The sequence below is a fragment of the Methanosarcina baltica genome, from assembly GCF_055394095.1.
On record NZ_AP042463.1, the window covers coordinates 3045894 to 3070505 of the forward strand.

At 45.3% G+C, this 24612-nt stretch carries 12 protein-coding genes; 8 read left to right on the forward strand and 4 right to left on the reverse strand.

Features of this window, described 5'->3' with window-relative positions; all coding sequences use genetic code 11:
- Window positions 1-4: 4 nt before the first annotated feature.
- A complete protein-coding gene (locus ACZ5QV_RS13415; RefSeq protein ID WP_464600285.1) occupies window positions 5-1072 on the reverse strand; it encodes a phosphatase PAP2 family protein in 1068 nt (355 codons plus the stop codon).
- 573 nt (window positions 1073-1645) lie between these two features.
- Between ACZ5QV_RS13415 and ACZ5QV_RS13420 the strand changes: the two genes are divergently transcribed.
- The 8 genes from ACZ5QV_RS13420 (at window position 1646) to ACZ5QV_RS13455 (ending at window position 21289) form a co-directional block, all read left to right on the forward strand.
- Window positions 1646-8020 (forward strand): S-layer protein domain-containing protein, encoded by a 6375-nt coding sequence (locus tag ACZ5QV_RS13420; protein ID WP_464600286.1) that lies wholly within the window; start codon window positions 1646-1648, stop codon window positions 8018-8020.
- A gap of 399 nt (window positions 8021-8419) precedes the next feature.
- Entirely contained in the window at window positions 8420-9640 is a 1221-nt protein-coding gene (iscB, locus tag ACZ5QV_RS13425; protein WP_464600287.1) for an RNA-guided endonuclease IscB, read from the forward strand.
- Window positions 9641-10273: 633 nt separating this feature from the next.
- Window positions 10274-10465: a hypothetical protein gene (locus ACZ5QV_RS13430; protein WP_464600288.1), complete on the forward strand. Its 192-nt coding sequence runs from the start codon at window positions 10274-10276 to the stop codon at window positions 10463-10465.
- Window positions 10466-10644: 179 nt separating this feature from the next.
- Window positions 10645-13827: a DEAD/DEAH box helicase gene (locus tag ACZ5QV_RS13435; RefSeq protein ID WP_464600289.1), complete on the forward strand. Its 3183-nt coding sequence runs from the start codon at window positions 10645-10647 to the stop codon at window positions 13825-13827.
- A 120-nt stretch (window positions 13828-13947) separates the two neighbouring features.
- Window positions 13948-14880, forward strand: coding sequence for an SWIM zinc finger family protein (locus tag ACZ5QV_RS13440; RefSeq protein ID WP_464600290.1), 933 nt, complete (start codon window positions 13948-13950; stop codon window positions 14878-14880).
- 640 nt (window positions 14881-15520) lie between these two features.
- The gene (locus ACZ5QV_RS13445) at window positions 15521-19600 is read left to right on the forward strand and encodes a DUF7286 family protein (protein ID WP_464600291.1); all 4080 of its coding nucleotides are present in this window, start codon (window positions 15521-15523) and stop codon (window positions 19598-19600) included.
- Window positions 19597-20193, forward strand: a complete 597-nt coding sequence (locus ACZ5QV_RS13450) for a sarcinarray family MAST domain-containing protein (protein WP_464600292.1) — start codon at window positions 19597-19599, stop codon at window positions 20191-20193. The genes ACZ5QV_RS13445 and ACZ5QV_RS13450 overlap by 4 nt, the downstream gene beginning before the upstream one ends.
- A 43-nt stretch (window positions 20194-20236) precedes the next feature.
- Window positions 20237-21289, forward strand: coding sequence for a metal-dependent hydrolase (locus ACZ5QV_RS13455; RefSeq protein WP_464600293.1), 1053 nt, complete (start codon window positions 20237-20239; stop codon window positions 21287-21289).
- Between the two features lie 224 nt (window positions 21290-21513).
- Here ACZ5QV_RS13455 and ACZ5QV_RS13460 read toward each other — a convergent pair whose 3' ends face one another.
- The 3 genes from ACZ5QV_RS13460 to ACZ5QV_RS13470 form a co-directional block, all read right to left on the reverse strand.
- Window positions 21514-22386: a DUF4435 domain-containing protein gene (locus ACZ5QV_RS13460; protein ID WP_464600294.1), complete on the reverse strand. Its 873-nt coding sequence runs from the start codon at window positions 22384-22386 to the stop codon at window positions 21514-21516.
- Window positions 22383-23774, reverse strand: a complete 1392-nt coding sequence (locus ACZ5QV_RS13465; RefSeq protein ID WP_464600295.1) for an AAA family ATPase — start codon at window positions 23772-23774, stop codon at window positions 22383-22385. Before ACZ5QV_RS13465 ends, ACZ5QV_RS13460 begins: the two co-directional genes overlap by 4 nt.
- Before the next feature lie 324 nt (window positions 23775-24098).
- Window positions 24099-24329 carry a hypothetical protein gene (locus tag ACZ5QV_RS13470; protein WP_464600296.1) on the reverse strand — a complete coding sequence of 77 codons (231 nt, stop codon included), beginning with the start codon at window positions 24327-24329 and terminating at the stop codon, window positions 24099-24101.
- Window positions 24330-24612: the final 283 nt, after the last annotated feature.

A 24612-nucleotide genomic window follows, 5' to 3' on the forward strand; every position in this document is an offset into this window, starting at 1 on the left:
GTCCTCATTCACTGCTTTTTCCTGCAGCCTCTTCTTTTCCATACAACCCCAGCCTGGAACATATTTCCACGGAAATCCATATCGTGGCCGCCGGGACGAAAGCTTCCGCAAATTCAAGAATGTCGAGGCCGAGAAAACCTGTCTGGAAAATCCCTGTTCCGGGAATCCCGGCACCCTCCATCAGATAGATCCCGACCGCCATAAAGCAGGAAGCTATGGCGAAGTTCAGGAGTGCTACCAGGGCCCGAGCAGTTCTTTTACCGGGGCTTCCGTGGTCGTCGGGAAGCCCTTTTCGTATCACAAGGAGGTAGGCCGCATTTGTTCCTGTAAGATAACCTGCCACATCCGGGCCTATCAGGGACGAGGCTGCAAGCACGAGGGGAACAATGAACATAAAGGAATAAAACAGGACACTGGGCCCCTTTCCCCTGAAGACCGGGACAAAGCTTTCTTTCCTGAAAAAAGCTTCAGCCAGGGGGCTCCCGAGAAATCGGGAAAATGTAAGCAGCAAAAGTAGTCCCAGCAAAGCTCCTCCTATCACATCTCCCAGGAAATGCCTGCCCAGGTACATTCTTGAAAAAGCCATCAGGACCACCACGCCCGGGGCCAGTCTCCCAATATTCCGGTTTTCAAAAATCCGGGAGGTCCCACCCCAGAGGGCGGTTGTCGTCGAGACGTGGCCGGAAGGAAAGCCGTAAGCCATAAAAGAGCTTACCTGGTTTCGGAATGCCTCAAAAACTTCCCTCTCAGGAAGGGATAAAAAACTTTTTGCGCCTTTGCCCTGAAAAGCAGATCCGGAAGACAGTCCCTTTTCAAGGTCCAGGACTTTCGAGTCCACAAAATAAGGCCTTGGAAACGCAAACAAAACCTTAAAAATCTCAGTAACAGCCGCCGTCCAGAGCAGCAACTGGAAAAGTAAAAAACCCTTTCGGAAATTGACCCCGAAAGTAATTCCGATTATCACGGCCGCAAAAAAGGCCGCAGTGCCCATGGAAGAAATCGCAAGCATGAGGGGTGTAAGCCAGTCGGAGGCTAGGGCCTGCAAATAAAGTATCGGTTCTGTCTGAAACATTTTATAAGAACTCCTTAACTCCGGGGTGCTTCCGTGAACCCAATGAACTTTTTGTGAAATACTGATGTATTTCTTGAATTAGGTTATGGCTAAAATAGCTTCCGGACAAAAAACATAATATCTAAATGTATTTCCTAAAAAACATTGCAGAAAAGTCAGGAACCCGTTTATTCACCGGTTTTTAAAAATATGCTTTCAGAGCCAGCATACTCAAAGCCAGTGAATATATTGCTCCCAAACCCATTCTATTTTTTCACATCACGTGTCAATAAGTTTATCATGTATCAGGTAAAATTATTTTATAAATTCTTATTCAATTATATTACAGAGGTTACCATGTGGAGAATAAAGAATAATATAATACTTTTATCCGCGATTTTTCTAATCCTGATTAGTGGATCTGGTGTGGGGACAGCAATTGAAATCTCCGTTCATCCCGGTGATTATTTTCGGGCTGCTGTAAACGAAAACTCCCCGGATGAGGGGCTATGTTCGATAAACTTTGTCTCACCCGGCAGGCTTGAGGTAGTTTCCGAAACTTCGGAGGGCTTCTCCGAAAGGAGGCAATTATCCATGAGCGCCTTAGCAGAAGCCAGACCTTATGGGTCTGAGTCGCTTGAATTTGATTTCCCGGAATTGAGCCTGGAAAATACAAAGTTGCAGGTTTCGGGAAATGAGGTGCAGGTTCCGATAAATGAAATGGAACTGGAAGGAGGCTATATCCTCCGGGTTTCTGACTTTAGCGCTAATGGGGACAGGGTGCTTGTCAAACTTTTCAAAGGCGAGGAAGTTCTTGAAGAATGCATTCTGGAAGCCGGGAATATATATTATATTGCCAGTCCCATATCCGGGCCGGCTACGGGGGACAAATACATTGAGAGTGCAGGAATTCGAGATTACGTTGTCGGCTCCGGCCCGGTTGTCGGGGACAAATATACTCTGAGGCCCGGAGAGTCCCTGGAGTTAAATGAAGGCTATTTATTCACCTTGGTCGAAGTTGATGAACAGGGGAATAAAGCTCTCGTAAGTCTTTCAAAAAACGGGGATTTTCTTGGTGAAAGATTCGTGGAAGCAGGAGACCATTATTACTATAACAGGTCTTACAATGGAGAAAATAAGGTCATTATAGACCTTCTGGTCGAGTCTGTATTCAAGGGATCCGTGGATTCGACTGCCCAGTTTTTTTTAGAGGGGCAGTATTCTGACGCTGGCACAGTTGCCATCGATTCTGTATTTATCCTCAGGGCCGGAGAGGAACTGGAACTTGAAAATGCATATTCCCTCGGGCTGGAGGATGTGGGGTTCAAAAGTGAGAGCTGTATCCTTTCCCTGAAAAAAAATAATGTTCTTGTGGACCGGAGAGTGAACGTTGGGGGTGAAAGTTACATTTACCAGAGAAAGGATACAGGCAGTGGAAACATAAAGACCATCCTGGAAGTCCCTCTATCAGCCCTGTTTTATTCCGATTCTGTCCGATATGTGGAACTGACAGGTGATTATACCATTTTCTCTGATGAAAACACAGTTGATATTGATCCTGTGGTCCTGGTGGATTCCGGAGCTTCCTGGGACCTTGGTGACGGTTATGTGCTGGAAATAAATGAGGTTTCCAATAATAAAGGGACTTTTGCTTCTCTTCTGAAAGACAATGTGGTCGTAGATCAGGACGTCCTTGAAGAGGCGAGTGCTTACCAGTACTTCAGGAAAAATTCAGGGGATGGAAGCCTCCGGCAAATTCTGGATCTCAGTGTAAATAGAGTGTTCAGAGGAAAATCCACCAGCTGTGTTGAATTTTCTTCGGATTATACCCGGAATTCCGACCTCAATACCGTTGCCCTTGATGACAAAATAGTCCTGGAAAAGCTGGGGCAGTTAGAGCTTGAAGAGGACTACGTCCTGAAGCCGGAAGCCATCGGTTTTAATGGGGACAAGGCTTTATTTTCGCTAACAAAAGATGGTATTTATCTGGACGAGCAGATCCTGCCCGTAGGCAGCAATTACTATTACAACAGATCAACGAATGGCATAAATCAGGTCACCCTTACCTTTAAGCTTGAGAAAATATTCCAGGGGGAAGAAAACGAGCTCGTAATCATAAGGGATCTTGAGCAGAATTCGGATGAAGGCCTGGCTGTTGAGCCCGCCATCCGGCCAATTGGCAGGGAGAGTCTGGAAATCAGGAGTACGGTTTACAGTGGTCCGGATCTTTGGGCGGTTCTTAATGCAAATGGTGAAGCCCTTCAAATAGACGGCAGGACTTTCGTTGACTTTTATTATGACCTGGAGAACGGAGCCATCGGGGAAGAACTCTCCGTCCTGCATGCCGGGGAAGCCAGGGAAATCCCTGAAGAAGGCCTTGAATACAGGACAACGATCCGAAAAACCGCTTACGAATATGAAGGAGAGGACTGGGCTGGTGAGCAGTATGACCTGCTGGGCTTCTTCGGGGATCTTTTTGTGCCCCTGAACACTTCTCCTGATAAACTTGCCTCGCTGGTCCTTGACGATGATGAAAAATACACCCTGCGGACCGGGGAAATCCTTGACCTGGGATACGGCTACGGGCTTGAGGCCAAGCAGATCGATGTTGATGGTAAAAAGGTCTGGCTGGAATTTACAAAGGACGGGGAGTTTGTCGATGATGAAATCATTGAAACGGGCGACCTTGACTCAAGCTGGATCATGGACCTTGACGATATCGAATATGAAAATGACATTGTAGTATTCAGAGCCCACATAAACGATGTCCTGCTGGATGAAGAAGGAAAGGGTTTTGTACAGGTCCAGGGACTCTGGTTAATCGATTATGCTAACGCCTTTACGATTGGATCTGGCGATGAATTTGGGGTCTTTGAGGTTGATACTATCAGCCACGATTACCTGCAGCTCAGAAATTTTGAAGCCGTTTCCCTTGTTCGTGATTCGGAACAGGTGCTTGCCGGAGACCTGAAATTCAAAGTTATCGATGATGACGAACTCCGTTTTTATCTATCTAAAGAATACACATCCTCAGGCACGTATGAAGTCCATGGAGAAATAGCCGAAGGGGCCGCAGCCCGGGTATGGACAGGCCTGAATTTTGCGGCTTTGCACTATGACCCGAAGACAGGTATAAGTTCCGAGGCTCTAAGAGTCAATTCCATTGAAGGCAGAGAACTTCCCGAAGGAACATTGCAATACCTGAGTTTTCCCGTGGACGCGGAATTTGAGTACAGGGAATGGGGTTCATATCAGGCAGTCTGGTTTATGGCAGAAAAATACCTTGCGGGATATTCTTCAGGAGATACGACCTTTGTGGCAGAAGACCTGGACCTGCTTTCGGAAGGCAAACTCTGCAGAGTGCTTCTCGATGAATCGGAGAACGAACGCTTCTATGCAGGATCTATCCTGCCTCTGAGAGACGGTTATTCCCTCAGGATCGCCAATGTTGACCCTGCCGAAAATCAGGTATCCATCGAGCTGGAAAAGGAAGGTGTCCTGCTCGATTCCGGGCTCATCGGCATAAATCAGGATTATGTTTACAGGGCTGCTCCGGCCGGAACCCTGTTTGAGGTCCCGCAAATAGCGGTTCATTTTGGGAACATTTTCAATGATGTAGGCCTGAACGGGGTATTTGTTAAGGGCATATTCCAGGCTTCGGACACTTCCCTTGAAATTGAGGAAGGGGCCCGGTTTGGCAAAATGGAAGTAAGTTCAGTATCCGGAGACCGCCTGTTAATGAAAAATCATGATGATGTTTACCTGTACAGAGATTCGGAAATCCCCCTCACGGATAGTATCCGGTTCCGGGTAGCTGATTCCGATACTCTCAGGTTTTACCCCTTCGCAAACATTGAACTTTCTTCAGGGGTTTACCTCACGGTTGACAATGATCAGCCCGCGGATTTCAATTCCATACAGGCAGCAGTGAACAGTGCCTCTACCGGTGCAATTATTCTTGTTAGGCCGGGTACATATGAGGAAAACGTGCATGTGGACAAAAGTTTGACGATAAGCTCGGTCCTCGACATGGAAGAAGGTGGAGGAGAACCCGCACTTGTTCTGGCCAGAGACCCGGGCAACGTTTTTTACATAACAGCGGACAACGTGACCATAACCGGACTTACCATAGAAGGTTTCAACGACAACTGCGGAATACTTCTTGATGGGGTTAATGACTGTATTATTAAGAACAATGATTTTTCGGAATGCTACTGTGGCATAGGAATGCTTGGGTCTAGCGGTAATACGATATCAGGCAGCAGAATATATTTAAATTACTGTGGTTCCGTTCTTGTCAGTTCCAGCCAGAATACCTTTTCCGTCAACAATGTTTCAGGGAATGAATATGCCATCTCGCTGGATGAGTCCAGCAGTTATAATGTGTTTTCAGGAAATATTCTGTCGGAAAACACATGCGGCATCGCCCTTAAAGAGGCTTATTTCAATACACTGGTCAACAATTCTGTAAAGGCAAATGTTTACGGGATCTTTCTGCTTGATTCAGCCAGTAACACTATCTTTAACAACGATTTCAACAACACAAACAACACATATTTTGAAGGCATAAACTCCGGCAACATCTGGAACACCAGCAGGACTGAAGGCCCGAACATTGCTGGCGGTCCCTACCTGGGTGGTAACTTCTGGGCCTCTCCGAATGGGAGCGGATGGAGCCAGACCCACGAGGACAGTAACAGAGACGGGATCTGTGTGCTACCCTTCCAGTTTGATGAAAACAATACCGACTACCTACCTCTACTTTCTTTTATGGAAGAATTCCCTCCCGTTGCTAACTTTAAGGTCAACCGCAGTCTTGGCATAAGGCCCATGACCGTAGAGTTTGCGGACAGGTCCCGAGATGCGCTTAATTATACCTGGGACTTCGGGGACGGAAACGGCTCGACTGAAAGGAATCCCGTACATACTTACAGCAGGGCAGGCAGTTTCACAGTGAACCTGACTGTCAGCAATGCTCTCGGAAACAGTTCAAAAAACGACGTTGTGATAAGAGTCCAGGAGCCCATTTATCCTGTGGCCAATTTTACGGTCAACCGCAGCCTTGGCGTAAGGCCCATGACCGTAGAGTTTACGGACAGGTCCCGAGATGCGCTTAATTATACCTGGGACTTCGGGGACGGAAACGGCTCGACTGAAAGGAATCCCGTACATACTTACAGCAGGGCAGGCAGTTTCACAGTGAACCTGACTGTCAGCAACGCTTACGGAAACAGTTCAAAAAACGACGTTGTGATAAGAGTTCAGGAGCCCATTTATCCTGTGGCCGATTTTACGGCCGAACCTTCCGAAGGAATAAGCCCTCTGTTCGTCCGGTTTAAGGACAATTCTACAGGGAATGTAGAATCCCGGGCCTGGGATTTTAACGGGGACGGGGTTGAAGACTCGAATGAAATTTCACCTGTATGGGTCTTCCGGACAGAAGAAGGAGAAGAGGCCTCCGTCGAGTATACCGTTGAGCTGACGGTGGGTAACTACAACGGGACAGCCCGGAAAACGGTTCTGATCAATGTGAGGCCTTTTATCCCGGAGCCGGTTATTTCTTCGCTTTTCAGAGGGGATGAAAAGGCAGTAATTAACGACAGTTCAGGAAAAATCACAATCAGTGCCAGTGGTGATAATTTAGAAATTTCTTCTGACAACAGCATGCTCAGGGTTAAAAACCCCGGCCTGACCCTCTCCATTTACGCAGATGGGGCAGGTTTTAACACAGATGGAGGGAACTGGACCGGCAACTATACGGGAGCAGGCCTTGAAAAAGCCCTCGAAACTCTGGACCTTGGAGGAAACCTGACCCGTGTCTTGGTTTCGTTTAACGCAACACTTTCAGGAAACCTTTCCGGGCTTTTCAATAGCAGTATAAACCTTACAAGCACTGTGGTGCCGGGTACGCCCGATAACTCTACAAAAAAAGCTTTTCAGCTTGCGGGGAAAAGTTTTGCGGAAAGCATTGAGGTCGCCTACTCCCTGTCAATTGAAAAGAACTGGCCCGAAGAACCTGACGTAACGGACGCATATATTGTAATGACTGCTCCGAAGGCCTATGTGGACTTCAGAGGAGGGCCGAAGAACTTTGCCATTCTGAGCCTGCATGATGGGACTGTCACCAGGCTTGAGACGAGCTATGAGGACCTTGGTTCATACTATGAATTTACGGGTTACTCCCGGGAAGGGTTCTCTGTAAAAGCTCTGGTCTCTTATACCCCATTGTCAGAAGACTCGTCCGGAAATTCCGGAGGAAGCAGTGGTGGTGGAGGTAGCGGTTCTTCTGAACCTGCAAGCAACGTGGAAATAAAGGAACTTGCTCAAAAATTTGTCAGCAATGGTAACCGCGCCCGTTTTGATTTTTCAAGGAATGTGACCTGTGTTAAGTATGTAGAATTTGATGCCCGGCGGTCTTTTGGAAAGATAACGGCCATTGTCGAGATGTTGAAAGGAAAGTCTATGCTTGTAACAGGCCTCCCGGACGGTACGGTCTACAAAAACCTGAACATCTGGGTCGGAAGTGGCGGGATGGCCAGCCCGGAAAACCTCGGAAACGCGACTGTTGGTTTTAAGGTCGAAAAGGCCTGGGTCAGGGAAAACGGTATCAATGAATCTTCAATCTCCCTTTGCAGGTACGATAGCAAAAACGGGACCTGGGTTTCCCTTTCGACCAGTCGGCTGGACGAGGACGAGGGCTTCTTCTATTTCGAGGCCGGGGTTTCTCCGGAATTTGCCTCCTTTGCAATTACGGGCAAAGGCCCGGAAGCCAGTGGAAATTTAGCTTCCGAAATAGAAAAGAAGCCCACCGGTGAAGATGAGGGTCAGGGAGTTGAAGGCTCGGAAACCGTAAAGACAGGCGCTGAACAGGAAAAATCTCAGGGTATGCCCGGTTTTGAACTCGTTTCTGCGGGGGTTTGGCTCCTGTTTTCTCTTGTTTTCCTGAACCTGAGGAAAGTGAGAAAGTAAAAATAAACTCTTGGAATGAATATTTAGAAAAAATGTTTTGGGAAAATTTGGAAAGGATATTGAAAGTTGGCAGCCCCACAGTCAATTACCCCTCCCTAAAATCTTAGCCTTCAGGCTAAGATTTTAGAGTAAGGGGCTTGTTTCGGCAAGTCCCTGGTTGACCAGATCGCCAGTAAGGAGCTTTATAATACTGGCAGCCGATACGAAAGAATATTATAGTTACCCTGGAATGCCGCCTCAGTTTCAGGCTCTAAGGATGCCGGTTAAACAGTCCTGAAAGGTAGGGACAGTGCTTGCATCATACAAACCTTTCAGTATCAGATCAAGAGGAAGTCGGATTTGGTGGGTTGACTCCATAGCCCCCAATACGCATAACTCCAAAAAATGGAGGTGAACTCTATGTTAGTTTACATTAAAAACCAGAACGAAAAACCACTAATGCCCTGTAAACCTTCAAAGGCCAGAAAGCTTTTGAGGGAAGGCAAGGCCAGGGTTTTGAGAACTACACCATTTACAATTAAAATGATTTTCGGGAGTAGTGGGTACACTCAGCCCGTGATAGCAGGCATAGACTCAGGCTCGAAAGTTGTTGGCTGTACGGCTATTGCTAACGGAAAGGTAGTTTATCAGTCAGAAATTCAATTAAGGCAAGATGTTTCTAAAAAGATGGATCAACGGAGGATGTACCGAAGAAACCGGAGAGGCCGGAAAACAAGGTACAGGCCCGCAAGGTTCAATAATAGGGTAGCTTCAAGGAAAGAAGGAAGGCTGGCCCCTTCAATCAGGAGTAAGCTAGAGTCCCATATCAGAGAAAAGAACTTTGTGGAATCCATCTTACCGGTTACAAAGTGGAAGGTCGAAACGGCTTCCTTTGATATTCACAAAATAACGAATCCGGAAGTTTCAGGTATTGAGTATCAGGAAGGTCCACTGAAGGATTTCTACAACGCCAGGGCTTTCGTACTGGACCGGGACGGGTACACATGCCAGCACTGCAAAGGTAAATCAAAGGATAAGCATTTGCAGTGTCACCACATCATTTTCAGATCAGATGGTGGACCCGATACCCCGGAAAACCTGATTACCTTATGCAAAACCTGTCACCAGGCCCTCCATGCAGGAGAGTTTGAGCTAAAGAAAAAGCAATCAAAAACCAAACATGCAACCCACATGGGCATTATCAAAAGCCAGCTTAAAAAGTCAGACTGGGAGTTTGAAGAAACTTTTGGATATGAGACAAAGTTCAAAAGAGAGCAGTTTTTAAGGCTCCCTAAAACCCACTATAATGATGCTGTTGCCATCTGCTGCGAGGACGGACAAACGGTAAAGCTGGATAATACGGTTTACCATAAAAAACACATCCCTGCAGGCGATTACCAGCAAACAAGGGGTAAGCGATCAGAGAAAAAAATTCCTACTGGAAAAGTGTTTGGCCTTAGGAAGTTCGATCTTGTAATAACAGAAAAAGGGACCGGTTTTATCAGGGGCAAAAGATCAACTGGATATTTCACGTTGTGTGATATTTTCGGTAACATGATAACTACAAGTGTCAATATTAAGAAAAACTGCATCAGATTAAGAGCAAGCAGTACAACTTTAATTCAGGCTGTGAATGTTTGAACGCATTCCTCCCCCACCTGCCAGTTCCGCCAAAGCCGGAACTGTCGAGGATGGGGACCCCCCTGCTGCCTGAGCTGAAATTGTGGGGTTTTGCATTCTTTTTTTGGTTTATATAATAATGAATTTCCTGTTAACTTATCTAATGCAGGTCAAAAAGTTTATTTGGTTTTATCACTTCTTATCTATAATAGTATATTTCTGCTAAAATCACTTATAATTTTCATCAATAGTATGGCAAACTACTGATTATTTAATTACATTGACCAGTATTATCCGGGGGTAGGCCGCCTGACTGAAAAGCAAGAGAAATATGGAAAACAGGGAAGACTGGGAAAAGATAAAAAAAGGGGGATACTGGATATTGATACTGTACACCTGAAGCGGGCGGCCCTAATTATTCTCGCGGCCCTAATTTTCCTTTCACTTAAAATTTACATCTCCCCGGTCACTGAAGAAGCAGCAATAGAAGAGAAAACCATTACAGGAATAAAAGGGGATGAAAAATTTATACTGCTAAGGGAGAGTTATGAGGGAATCGAAGCTGGCCCGGGCTTTGAGAGTTTCTTTCCCTCAGTAATCGAAGGGGGGACCCTTCCCTCTTCCTTTTCCTCCGACTTTCTGGTAAATGAATCCATGGAAGCAAAAATAAAGGCCGTTTATCCTGAAATCGAATACACTGTCCGCACCCACCTCTGCGTGGAAAACGAAATAGTGGTCTATAGGCTTAGCAGGGAAGACTTCAACAGAATGAGGGTCGGAGCCGTGGCGAAATTCGAGGTGGACAGGACCGATCGGACCCTTATTAAAAAAATTAGGGAAATTTGAACTGACCGGGAATTTGAAGCAATTCTCAAAAAATTTCCTGAAAAATCTCTGAAAATCTTCTCCTAACATTCATCTTTTTTTTTGAAATTTCGAAATTTACCTGAAAACCTTTACGGAACCCATGATTTTTATATCTTTTGTGGTGAATTGAATGATATAAAGTAAAAAAGGTAATAATCATGATCATCCTGCACGCGGCCTGGCTTGAAAAGCAGTTATTTGTCTGGGGAGAAAGCCCTCTGGAAGATGAAAGTAAACTCCCTTCCGGAAGAGGCAGAATCCCGGAAATGCCGGAAGCAAAACCCTATCCTTACGACTCCGGGGCCGAAAAGCTGGGCGTGGCTCTGGCTTCCCTGGGTTTGTCGGTGAAGAAAAAAAGCCCGGTAAAGGTCAGTGCCTGGCTTCCTGGCCTGGGCCGCTATCCGCTTCCTTCAAGTTCCATGCTTGCAGAAATGCCGGTTTCAAAGGCCCGGCCTACCCTCCTGCCCTGGACCATATCCGCTTTTCCTCTCGATATGGGGGAAGCTTCCGACCTGCTCTGTTCCGTCATGGGTAAAAAAGTCCTGGCCCCCGGCTTAATTTCCGGAAACGACCTGCTCTGGTGGACTGAGGTTCTGAAGTTTGCCGGAAGCCTGGTCGCAGGACAGGCCTACCTACCCGGAATCCGGCTCGAAGCCGGGGAATTCAGGGCCCGCTGGGAGCCGGTTTATACCGGAACGCACGCTTCGGAACTGGCCGGACACGCAAAAACAATGCCTCCCGCGACCCGGGCCCTTTCCCCCGCGGATGCACACCTGCCTCCGGACACTCCGGCCACGCAGGTCCTGAAAGAGTTCCTTTCCGGGGCCCTGGACTACCTGGTGCGTTTCACAGTTTCAGGGAAGACCGGACCTGAGAAGAGAAAGCGGGGTAAAAAACCTTCTTTTGACAGCGTACACGACGCCTGGGTTTCGGCCCTCCGGGGAGGGCCCTCCTCTCCTGACAGTCTCATTTACGGGAAAAGTAATGAGATACTGCAGCTTTCCGGCCAGCTCATGGAGTGGAAGCGTCCCGTTGTTGTTATGACAACATCTCCTTTCAGGCTCTGTTTTCGCCTGGAAGAACCTGAAGAACTTGAGGGAAAAAATGGGCTGGAAGAAACAGAGGAAGAATATGAAGGTTTCGAAATCCCCAAAAGCATGTGGAATGTCCGCTATCTCCTCCAGGCCCACGATGACCCGAGTCTTCTGATTCCGGTAAAAGACGCCTGGAAACCCGGAAAAACCAGTCCCCTGCAAAAATATGACGTGAAAAACATCCGTCAGTTTCTCCTTTTTTCTCTGGGCCAGGCCGCAGGCATCATGTCCTGGATTGAGTCAAGCCTTGAAAATCCGGACCCTGAAGGCCACCCTCTGGACACAAAGGAAGCTTACGAGTTCCTTACAGAAAAGGCGATTTCCCTGAACCAGGCCGGGTTCGGGGTCATGCTCCCGGCCTGGTGGACCGGGAAGGGCACAAAAGCCAGACTGCAAAGCCGGGCAAAGGTTGAGAGCAAGCAACTGCAGATCGGAAGCGGGCTGGACCTTCAGAAGGTTATCAATTTCGATTGGGAAATGGCTCTCGGGGACAAAAAGCTCACAATCGAGGAACTTGAGGCCCTTGCGGAACTCAAAACCCCGCTTGTGAAAGTTCGGGGGCAGTGGGTCGAGGTAAACGACAGGGAAATCCGGGCCGCAATCGAGTTCTGGAAGCAAAACCCGACAGGCGAAGTCAGTGCCCTGGATATTGTGAAGATGGCCATCGGGGTCGAGGGCTCCGGGAAGGCAAAGGGTCTGGATTTCGAAGGCGTGGAAGCTTCCGGCTGGGTTGAGGACCTCCTTGGCCGCTTAAAGGAAAAAGCCGGGTTTGAAGAACTCCCGGCCCCTGCCACTTTTTCCGGCACGCTTCGGCCCTATCAGGTCCGGGGTTATTCCTGGCTGGCATTTCTCCGACAGTGGGGCCTGGGGGCCTGTCTTGCGGATGATATGGGACTTGGAAAAACCATTCAGACCCTGGCTCTGGTCCAGCAAGACCGGGAAGAGGGGGCAAACCGAAAATCTAAAAAACCCGTGCTCCTGGTCTGTCCGACCTCCGTTATTAACAACTGGAAAAAAGAAGCCGCCCGTTTCACTCCGGAACTGTCGGTTATGGTCCATCACGGAGTCAACCGGAAAAAGGAAAAGGAGTTTAAAGCGGAAGCAAAAAAGCACGCTCTGGTGGTTTCGAGCTACGGGCTGCTCCACCGGGACCTTGCTTTCCTTAAAGGGGTAAAATGGGCGGGTGTGGTCCTCGACGAGGCCCAGAACATCAAGAATTCCGTGACCAAACAGGCGGTGGCGGCCCGGAGCCTGAAAGCTGAATACCGGATTGCCCTTACCGGGACCCCGGTGGAAAACAACGTGGGAGACCTCTGGTCCATCATGGAATTTTTAAACCCGGGTTTCCTGGGGACTCAGGCCGGGTTCAAGCGGAATTTCTTCATCCCGATCCAGGCCGAGCATGACCAGGATGCGGCCCGAAGGTTAAAGGATATCACCGGCCCCTTCATTCTCCGCCGCCTGAAGACCGACAGGTCGATCATCACTGACCTTCCGGAGAAAATGGAAATGAAGACCTACTGCTCCCTCACAAAAGAGCAGGTTTCCCTTTATGCTGCTGTCCTGAAAGATATAGAAAAGGCCATGGAGGACTCCGAGGGTATCCAGAGGCGGGGCCTCATTCTCTCGGCCCTTGCCCGGCTCAAACAGGTCTGCAACCACCCGGCCCAGTTCCTGAAGGATAATTCGAGCATCCCGGAGAGGTCCGGAAAGCTTGCGAGACTTACGGAGATGCTGGAAGTTATTATAGAAAACGGGGAAAAGACTCTTGTTTTCACCCAGTTTGCGGAAATGGGCAAAATCCTCAAAGAGCACCTTCAGGCCACTTTCGGTTGCGAGGTCATTTTCCTGCACGGAGCGGTTTCCAGGAAACAGCGGGACCTCATGATCGAGCGTTTCCAGGCCGAAGAAGAGTTTTTGCCAATCTTTGTCCTCTCCCTCAAAGCCGGGGGAACAGGCCTGAACCTGACCGGGGCAAACCACGTCTTCCACTTTGACCGCTGGTGGAATCCGGCTGTGGAAAACCAGGCGACAGACAGGGTTTTCAGGATTGGACAGGAGAAAAACGTGGAGGTCCACAAGTTCATCTGTGCGGGCACCCTCGAAGAACGGATAGACGAGATTATCGAACGCAAGACGGAAGTTGCCGAAAACATCGTGGGCACAGGCGAGCAGTGGCTAACCGAAATGTCCAATGAGGAACTCAAAGACCTCTTTGCCCTGCGGGAAGAGGCCCTCGGAGAATAATTCAGCCGCAGGCAGGATACAGGCAAACGAACACAGGCAAACGAACACAGGCAAACGAACACAGGCAGACAAACACAGGCAGACAAACACAGGTAGACAAAAAAAGGAGAGAAAAAGACAATGGCAGCTTACTGGGAATACGGCTACGCGCCCTCAAAACCGAAAGCCGTTAAAGGAGGAATCAAGGCAAAATCGAAGCGGGGCAAATTTGGGGAGAACTGGTGGGCCAGGCGCTGGATTGAGGTTCTTGAGAGTTTCAATATCGGAGCCAGACTCACCCGTGGAAAAAGTTATGCCCGCAAGGGCCAGGTCATGTCCATAAAAATCGAGACCGGGCTTGTAAAGTCAAAGGTCCAGGGTTCGAGTTCCAAACCCTATGCCGTGACGATCAAGGTCAGGACCCTGACCGCCTCCGAATGGGACAGGCTTGCCGAAGAACTTGCCAGAAAACCCATATTTGCGGCAAAACTCCTGGCAGGGGAGATGCCCGAGGGCCTTGAGTCCGTTTTCGAGGAGGTCGGACTTTCCCTTTTCCCGAAGAAAATCGATGACCTTGATACTGACTGTTCCTGTCCGGACTGGTCGGTCCCCTGCAAGCACATTGCGGCCGTCTACTACCTGATGGCCGAGGAGTTTGACCGGGATCCTTTCCTGCTCTTCAAATTACGGGGGGTGGACCGGGACGATTTTCTGTCTGCGCTGGGTTCTTCTGCCGGCCCGGGGCCGGGAATGGAAATTGGAATGGGAGAAGAAGCAGGCCCTCTGCCTGTCCTTGAAGAAGAGGATAAGGGGCCTTTCCTTCCTCCCGAAGCACTTTCCCTGGACCCCGGAATTTTCTGGGGCCGGGCATTTGAAAAAACCGGACAGGAAGGAGCTGCGGGTGTTGTCCATATCCCTTCGGTTCCGGCGGCCCTTCCCCGGCGGCTCGGTAAATTCCCCTTCTGGCGCGGAGAAGATGAACTGCTTGAGGTGCTGGAGGGAATTTACGGGAAGGCTTCTCCTGTGGGTATGAAGGTTTTTCTTGGGGAGAATATAAAGACGGGAAAGGAATGAGAGGATAAGCCGGTCCGGTAAACCCGGGTCACGGTTTTTAAGATATAAGATATACTCACTCAGTTTTAAAATTCTGAATTTTTGCATCAAAATGCAAGGCAATACCCCAATATAATTCTGAAAACCAAACTTGTATGAATATACCTGCGTCGTTTGAAGTTCTCTATTCAAAATCAATGGCATGAGAGCTTTCAACCACGGAACACACGGAAAGACACGGAAACCGGCCTGATGGCCGGTGAGTATGCCGGGACTTTAAATACCCGAGTTCCGCTTCGGGATCACAGGAAATCAAAGATTTCCTGGGAGTTGCGATGAAATCGCAACAGCACGGGGTCCTTTTCGGGAGCTATGCTCCCTCAAGAGGACTGAAAAAAACCAGAGCAACCTTAAATGGCGTCTTCCTGCATTCTTTTTCCGTTATTTTCCGTTATTTTCCGTTATTTTCCGTTATTTTCCGTTTTTTTCGGTGTTTTGAGAATGTACACACCAAACGTTTCCATCAACAAAAACATAACCTGTATGAGTATAGAGCAATTTCCGAACTGAAACATACCCCAACAGGCAAAGAGTTAAATATTTTTTACTTCATTGATAAATTAATATTCCATGGTGTTTTGCCGGGGGGCCAGAGTTACAGATGGGGAAGATATCACCAGAAGAGAAGGCATCTTTTTTTCGTAACAGTGACGCCTATATCCCCTATACCGTAATAGGTATCTTCATCCTCCTGACCGCAACTTTCGCCTCGGCCTACCTCCTTAATATGGACTGCGAAATCGCCGAAACCATCTACACCACGGAAAAAAGTGACCCCAGGCAAACGGCCGTCAACCTTGCAGCTGCCGATCTTGCTCGCTGCCTGAACTACGCCGGGATGGAGGCCCTGGAGTGGCAGGGAGAACACCCGGTAATCCAGCCCGAGGGCACGCAGGTAGAAAAAATGGCCGAAGACGGTTTTTCCGTAACTCCCGGAACCCAGTGGCTTGAGAAAGGAGACTCCCTGCAAATCGAAATGAGTCTTCCAACCGACGTCTGGGGCCGGGTTGAAGTCCTCTGGAAAAACAAGGATGTCGTCCTTATTGTAAAAGATCCGGATGGAGTTGAAATAAAGAACATAAACTACGGCCAGGCAACGGGATTCCTGCACAATGTTTCCCTCAAAGAAACGGTCAACATCCCGGAAACCGCAGGAATCGGCTACGCTTCCCTTGAACTTTATTCCGGGGAAGAACTCAAAGCCTCGGACTGGTTTTCAATCGGGTCAAGTCCTATAAAAGACCTTACCGCTGACTGCCTGAACCGTTTACTTTACCAGAACTATCAGGACGAGATGCACACCTTCATGGACTACGCCATAAACGTGGAACCCGACATCAGACCTGAGCAGATCATCATCGAAAATGTAAACGGAAGCCTTGGGAGGGAAATCAACCCGACCGGCAAAACCTACACGATCTACTACGTCTTTAAAATCCCTAACCTGAACTACAGCTTCGTGGACCTGGAAACCGGCGAGACTCAAAACAGGAGCATGACCGTCTCAACTCTAATATGTTCCCGCGAACCTCTTTTGGAATCCCTCGTCAAGGAATATGAAAATGAACTCCAGGAAGGTTCAGGCCCGGATTCTGCTTCAAACATCGTGCTCGGAGCCATGAACCTGAGGACATTCACCTACGGCCCCTGGCAGCGCTATGCAAATGGCCCCCTGAACATTTTCACCAACCCGTCCCTCGCGAGCGCCGTAAACGGGGCCGCGCTTTACACTCAAAAGCGAGTTTTTGATTCCGTGGACCCGCTGGCTCTGACGTACACCACCTACTACAACGGGAAAGTGCTCTACGAGGATGTGGGGGCCGCCCGGGGGAAGGCGAGCAAGGTAAACTCTTCTTCTTTTGAAAGAGAGAATGGGAACATGTCAGTAACCTATGACTCGCTTGCCGCTAACAAGTCCTTTGAATTCGATCCGGAGGAAGGAATCGAGAAATCTCTGGAAGACGCCAATACTTCCCTGGACGACCTCTCTGAAAATTCAAAAATAACGGTTGCAGCCTCCGATTATACCGAAGGAGTACTCGATGACTGGGTCTTCAATAAACGGGCCTGGGACCAGGACTTTCCTGACCTGATTCATGATATTACTTACGATATCTACAGAGCTGACGTGGAGGGGCAGGTTGAGAGGGACGGCTTTAATCCTCCTGATCCTATCAGTAGTTCCATAGGTCAAAGTGTTTCTCCGAGGTCGGTGTCTCATGGAACTGATTCCGTTAGCTGGAGGGCTTCCTATGATACTGCTGGAGAGCATGAAGGGGCTCTTGTGCCGTCCTATTCATGGAGTGATCATCAGGACAATTCTTATTCAAAGACTGTCAGTCCTTCTATTACTCCTCCACAGGGGCGTGTGTACAGATGGTGGGTTTCATCTGCTTCAGTAAGTAGGTTTGATGATGTGGAAATCACCAATGTAAAGGTAACGCCCAGCTATGTATACAGAGGTAATGATCATCTTTTAGAGGATAGCAGGACAGAGGGTTATCTGGACTGGGAAAGACACTGTTTTGATTGGGACATAAAGTACACCATCTCTTACGAAATAAAAACAAAATGGAGAATTAACTATGGGTACGGATACAGGTACAAGTGGACAACTACAAGCGAAGGAGCAGATGGAAATACTACTACAACAGTGCATAGAAGAAGAAGCAGCGGTTCCGATTCGGAAACCACAAGCAAAACAGATAGTGAATCTCTTTCCCACACTGAAACGGAAACCGAAAACCTGACGATTATATACCACAAACGCCCGCCCACGGGAGGATATGCGGGCCTTGATACCTATTCTGACCTCATTGAAAGAGAATACCGGGAAACCAATGTCAGCGTTTCCGGAACCGAAAGATTCGACCCCTGCTGCTCCGACGCCGCCGACAAATACCGTGCCGAGTATGTCAACCTCATGGAAATTGAAATGGAGCACACACTTTTCCCGAATTTACAATCCCTGCACCAGCAAACAGTTCATTGCGACATTCCGCCCTGGCTTCATAAAGTAATGGGAGAAGAGGTTTTGGCGATGCTCGATTCAATTGAGTCAGATGACCCTTCTTTTGATTATTCGCTTCTCGAAAACCCGGGCCGGGATCCAACAGATCTTCAACTTGCCACGGCCGGAAAACTTGCCGCCGACCTCGAACAAAGCCGGGAAGCCTATGTGAATAAAAACATGCATCAAACCCCGGCCGGGAATATTTACACTTCAAATGATGCGGCCCGGTATATCGCAAGGAACGAAGCTTATAATAAACTTCATAATGAAATCCTCAAGAAAAACAGGGAACTGGATGAAGGCCTGGATAAACACGTCCTTGACGCTCTCGATAAAAAGGGAATGGATACTTCCCTGCTGGACAGTGTAACTTCAGGTTCCATGAGCCTTTTTAATAATCCGGCAATCGAGAAAGCTGCCTCGGCCCTCGGCCAGGATATGGGAATCATATCCACAATAACCGTAACCGGCTGGCCTGAGAGCAAATACAACTGGACCGAAAACATGACTCTGATCATCGATCAGAAACCTAATTATCTCTATCACGATCCGGATTTTGATTTGAGGGGAGAATACGAGTTAAAAGATCCCAGAGGAAGGACTATCTATCCTCTGGGTGTCCGGAACACCTGTGTCTTCACAACAGGAATTTCCGAAGAAATCGCAGATGCTCTTGGTTCAGGTACGGAATATGTGAAAACGGAGACTTCACAGCAAATCAGTCAGAGTATCCAGAGCCTGAGTGAAGAAGTGGCCCTGCTTGAGCAGAACCTGAGTGAACAGGGAATTTCGCTGGATACCGGAGAACTCGATCAGGAAGTCAATGATCTGAAGCGGGTTTATGTGGAAGAGATGAAACTCAGGATTACTGAAGAAATTGCATCTGAAGTGAGTGCAAATCCTGTTATTTTGGATTGTATAACGGAGCAAAAAGTTCAGATGCTTGTTTTCAATCATCTGGGCCGGCTTTCCTATGATGAAATTCTAAACAAGTCTTCCAGCAGTGAACTTGCGGAAGAACTTTCCTTTATAATCAAAGAAGAAATCAAGAATTCAAATCCTTCAGTAACCGGGGATGAACTCGATGCTGCATTGAACCGTGTAGACACTGACGTCCGAACAGGAATTTCCAATGGAATTTGTGCTGTCACGGTAAGCAGAGGGGGCATGATCGATGCCTGTTTTGAGCAAATCGATAGTGAACTGAATGGAATGGTAAACGAGAGCGTGGATAGGTTTGGTGAGGAGCTTGGGAATAAAGTTTCCAAAAAATTGCAGAAGACTATGAAAGCAGTTCCCTGTGGCTTGCCTGTACTTCCTCCTCACTGGGTTTTTACCATAAATGTATGGACTTATGAGATTGTTGGAATGTATGATAAGTTTGTTGTTACTGACAACGATAATGAAGTGATTCCCGTTCCTTATTTTGGGCATAAAGGGCAGAGGTATGTGAGGGAAAATTCACAAATAATACATCCATTTAAAAAAGATGAAAATGGAATTGCGTTAAAATTAGGGTATAACGAAGTAATTACTTTTCATCTCGCTGGTTATGCTACCACAATTGTAGGCCCAGGTCCAAAAGGTGTTGGAGATAAAGCGGGAGGTTCTACTGAAAATTCTACTTCATATGAAAATCTTTTATTCGATCTGGGGGAGCAAATATGAAAATAAAAATAATTTTAGTCGGATTATTGCTAATTTTAATGACAAATGTGGTATCTGCGTATAATCCATATGGGGATGTCTACACTTATGATGTCTACTTTAACGATAAACTTTTACCGGGAACAGAAGTGGCAAAACCGATTTTAAAAATAGGGGAACCATTTTATATAAAAATTAATTTAACAGTAAATCAAAAAAGTGATGTTTATGTGTCACTATTCTGCATGGAAAAGAGTTCTTTTGAAATTATAGATGGTCCAACTTCAAAAATCGGTGGCTACTCGAAAGCAAAAATATTAGAGGCGAACTCTACGATAGAGTATGAGTGGCTAGCAAAAACAACTGATAGATGGGCTGGAGGATCATTGCCCTTAGATATATATTATGCAATTTATGACCATGGGAGTCCAGAACCTCTAGTGGAAAGTGGTTTCACAGTTGCCTATTGTACTATTTCCAATGAATACTACGAAGGAAAAGTCCCATCACAAACTACATCACCTTCTTCAAGTTCAATTTCCTCTGAATCCATCCCAGCATTCACACTCCTCGCCGCCTTATTAGCCCTTACTCTCGTTTCATTCCGCCGCTGAAATCTGTCATTATCCGAAAGCCATAAAACCCGGAAAATAATTCATGGTAAACACAATCTCACACCTCGGATTCGGTCTCCTGATTGCCCTCGCTCTGAACCTCAAAGGAAAGCGCCTTAAAACAGTTGCCTTCCTCTCAATCCTTCCGGACCTGGACTTTATTCCCCACATTCTTTTTTTCCTGGTCAGTGACGGCCTGACCCATACAGCTCGAAACCAGCTTTTTTTCATCCTCGGCCACAGGGAGTTCATGCATTCTCTCCTTTTCATCCTCCTGATAACGCTTATTATCTGGCTAAAAACAAAAGACCGCCTTTTTACCATAGCCGGGTTTTCCTCAATTTTTCTTCATTGCTACCTCGATTACTCCACAAGCTGGAAAATGCGTCCCTTTTATCCATTCAGCACCGATTCTTTAATCATGGGATCCGTTTATTTTTTCGACCCCCTGATTAACCTCCTTCCCCTCCTGCCTCTCTTCGTTCTGGGGATAAAAGAACTGAAACGCAGGGGAAAATTAGAGGGCAGGTTCGAGAACTTCTGCACCTTCATGGGCGGAAAGGGAAAAAAAGTCTACACGGTCCTGCTTATTGTGCTCCTCGTCTGGCTTATGGTGGCCCCGTTTTCGAAATTACTGCTGGTCAAAAATGTGGCTGAGGTCGAAGGAGTCGATCTCAATTACTGGCATACCTATCCCGAATCCACCGGTGATTTCCTGAGCGCATATCCGTATAATGCCACTCACTATAAGGTCCTGGAATTCAGCTATTGGACAGGAATTGAGCGGAGCATGTTTATTGAAAAAGTGTCCGTGGTCGGGGACGTGCCGGAAGCTTCAGTTTATACAGCGAGGGCCGGGGAACTTTACAGGACAGGGGTTCCGCAGGAGGTTGATTATCCCGTCTATTCAGTTTATAAAGAAAACGGGGCGGTCAATGTTGTTTTGAGCGATGCAAGGAATGCTTATGTAAAACAGTGGGCCTATTTCCAGACGGTTTACAGGTTCGTTTTTGATGAGGAGAGTGGGGAGTATGAGGTTTATGCAAGTTTTCAGGGGGGAGAAGAGGAGAGGCTGGCAGATAATTGGTTTGAGTAGAAGTTCGTTGAGTTTCTTTCTTGAAATGTGTGTGAGGTTAGAGATTGTTTTTTGATGAGGAGAGTGGGGAGTTTGAGATGTACGCGAATGTGTACGGTGAAGAGGTTGGAGGAAAATTGTTTTGAGAAGGTCTGGGTTTTCACCTTAAATATATATTTATTCGTATACAATGAGTCTAAATATCGAAAAGCGTGTTTATTTAAGAAGTCACTGGATTTGAAATTTCATAAGCTTGGGTTTAATGTAACTTGATTATTTTCTATTTCCCATATTTTTATTGAATTATATAGTTCAGTCTCAATGAAATCTGATAGATCATAACCTTCTATTAATCTCGATTCAATAATATCATGAAGATCTTGTTCATTTAACTTTTTACAGTCACATATGCCAAATATATATTGAAGCCCCAAACTCAATATTTTTACCATGTCATGCCCTCTACAAACTTGCCATTTATCATGTGCTGGATCAGATACTTCTTTTAATTTATTTATCAAAGTTTGTGCATCATATTGACAATTTCCATTTTTGCCTAATATTTCAAAAATAAAGCACTCTAAATTAAACTTTAAGTTCTTATTGTCAATAAATTTTTTAAAATCTAAATCTTTGAAACTTAGTGGAAATCCTTTTTGAGATATCCATAATAAATATCCAATCCAAATAGAACTTTCTAATAATAGTTCTCTAATATTTTTATCATTCTTTTCAAAAAAATCTTTTAATTTTACTTCATTTGCATACTCTTTCACGACATTATCAAGAGCATTAGCCTTAATCATCATAGTTTCAATATCATGAGTGTCTGTAATCAAAATATCTCTATTAATATCTTTATCATCAAGTCGATAAAAATCGGAATCAACAATCCCAAAAATTTTTAAATTAGGTTTCCTTTCTTTAATGATTGGAATTGCTTTAATTACTTTTTGTTTTCCTGTAGCATCTTTTATATAACAACACTTATTCTCTACGAACTTGTTAAAAAGAGATTTGTCTGTGGGACCTTCCACCAAAACAATTGCGCCTTTATGATATTTTTTATTCATACATATTTCATTTGCAATTGCTTCAGCTTTTATTTTATTTCTCATTGACCTTCACCTTCTTCGAGGTCAACTGTTAAATCCCAACGATCATCAATAATTTGAGGTGAGTGTGTAGCGATAATAATGTTTAGTTTACTAAGTTCTGCTATCCTCAGTAAATTTTTGATTATTTCTTCTTGCCATGTTATATGTAATGAGATCTCAGGTTCGTCAATTAGAATTATAGAATTTTGTTCTGTTTTAAACAGTAATTCATAATTTATTACGACTTCGTGTTGCTCACCTGATGATAGTTTGTCTGGAGTTAAAATTTCGCCATTCTTGAGCTTAAAAATAAAACCTTTGCCTTTTTTCACTTCAATTGACTTATTTGAAAATTGTGTATCAATTATCTCTTCCAACAGACTTATTTTTCTTTCTAAGTCATCAAATACAGATAATTTAATGTCTGTGTCTTCAATATAAAGTGTAAGGACTCTTCTTCTTTCATCTGTCATCTTTTCTTGAGGTAAGTCATTGGATTCTCTAGACTCTAAAATACCCAACTCCATCAGATTCTGGTTTTTTACCTCTATCTCTCGAATCCTCTCATATATCGCTTCCTCATCGAGCATCTTGATATTAGATGAACCCACATTTTGGATTAATCTGTGGGGAAATGTACTATCGCGTTTCTGAGATACATTTGCATATTCAGAATTTTTGTCCTCTATAATTTTTGTAAGATCTCTACTATATTTGATAACAGCTGGAATTGGCTCTCTTTTTGCTCGACTAGAACGATATTCCTGAGGATCTTTTTTTTGGGAATCGTATCTCATTAGCCTTTGAACTTCTATCAAATGAATTTTTATATCTTTTAACTCATCTTTTAATTTATAATAATCAGTAAAGTAAGAATATTGAGGAGGAACTAAATATCCATAACTTTTAATCAAATCTGATATATCTAGTATCTTGTCTGTACTCAAATCTTTCCATTTATTGTGCTCTATTCTTTCAATTTCTTCTTGTCTTTCTATTCTTCTTATAGTTTTTCTAAATTCATAATCATTCCTCTCTTCTTCTATATCTCGCATCAGTTGATAATCATTAGAATCTCCGTTGGATTTAGTTATTTTATATACTATTAGTTCAACTGGAATTCTATCATTGCCTTGAATAACTCTTTGCTTTATAACTTTGAGACTACATATTTTTTCGATGTCTTTAGATGAAGTTTCTTTTTCAAATTCAATTTTAAACACGTTAAATGGTATTTTTTGCATATACGATACGTCAACATTGATTGCTGCTTCAATAAGTTTAAATATAGTAGTTTTTCCATAACCATTTGGAGCAATTATTACAGTTACTCTTTCATCTATATTTAAGGGAATTTTGTAATCGTATAAATTAAATAACCCTTCAACTGTAATTTGTTTTAATCTCATGATTCGCCTCTATATTTGTATACACCTTTATAATCTGAATATTTTTAATGAGATGGCGGTAACAACTATATAATTGTGTTTATTTGCCTTTACGTTTTTTGTATGAACTGGACATTTTCATCCATTGATATAAATAATATTTCAGCCGAATACCATCTTGCTGTGCTTATGGACTATTTTTCGAAAATCACCGGAATATTATTTGATATCTGTTCATTATTTTTTGTTCGTGAAGTTCTGCTGAATCTAATAATCAACCCCATCTCTTTTTTTATTGGGTTTAAGCGGTGGTGTAAACATATGCCTATGCTTTCAGTGGGGGCATCACCGCAATTTTGATTTCTTTAAAAGGAGTTCATAAGCAAATTTTTCCTTTTCGGATAATTTGTTCCAATCCGCAGCATGTGGTATTACAACAGTATCATAAATTGTTTTTTCATATTTTTTAGAGGAAATGAAAATACTTTTTCCCTGGTTCTCATACTGCTGGTTTATGATTTCCTTCATCTGTTCATTTTTACTTTCCGGATCTGATTCTGAAATATCTGTTTCCATCTTTTCACCTGTAATTTACGGTTTCATATTTCTTATGAAGCAACTAATTAATAATTTTGCATCATTTGATCTGTATTTTTTAAATTTTGGACTATGCCGCCTGCTTCGTAGACGTGTGATTGCCCCGTTTTTCTTAGAAATCTCAAAAATCAAACCCCACCCCCAAATTCTGAAAAAATCCTTCAAAAAAATCCGGCCCCCAACCTATCCAAAAAATCCAATCAAAAAAAATCCGGCCCCAAAAAAAGTAAACCCCCCGGCCTCCCCAGACCATCCACTTTAA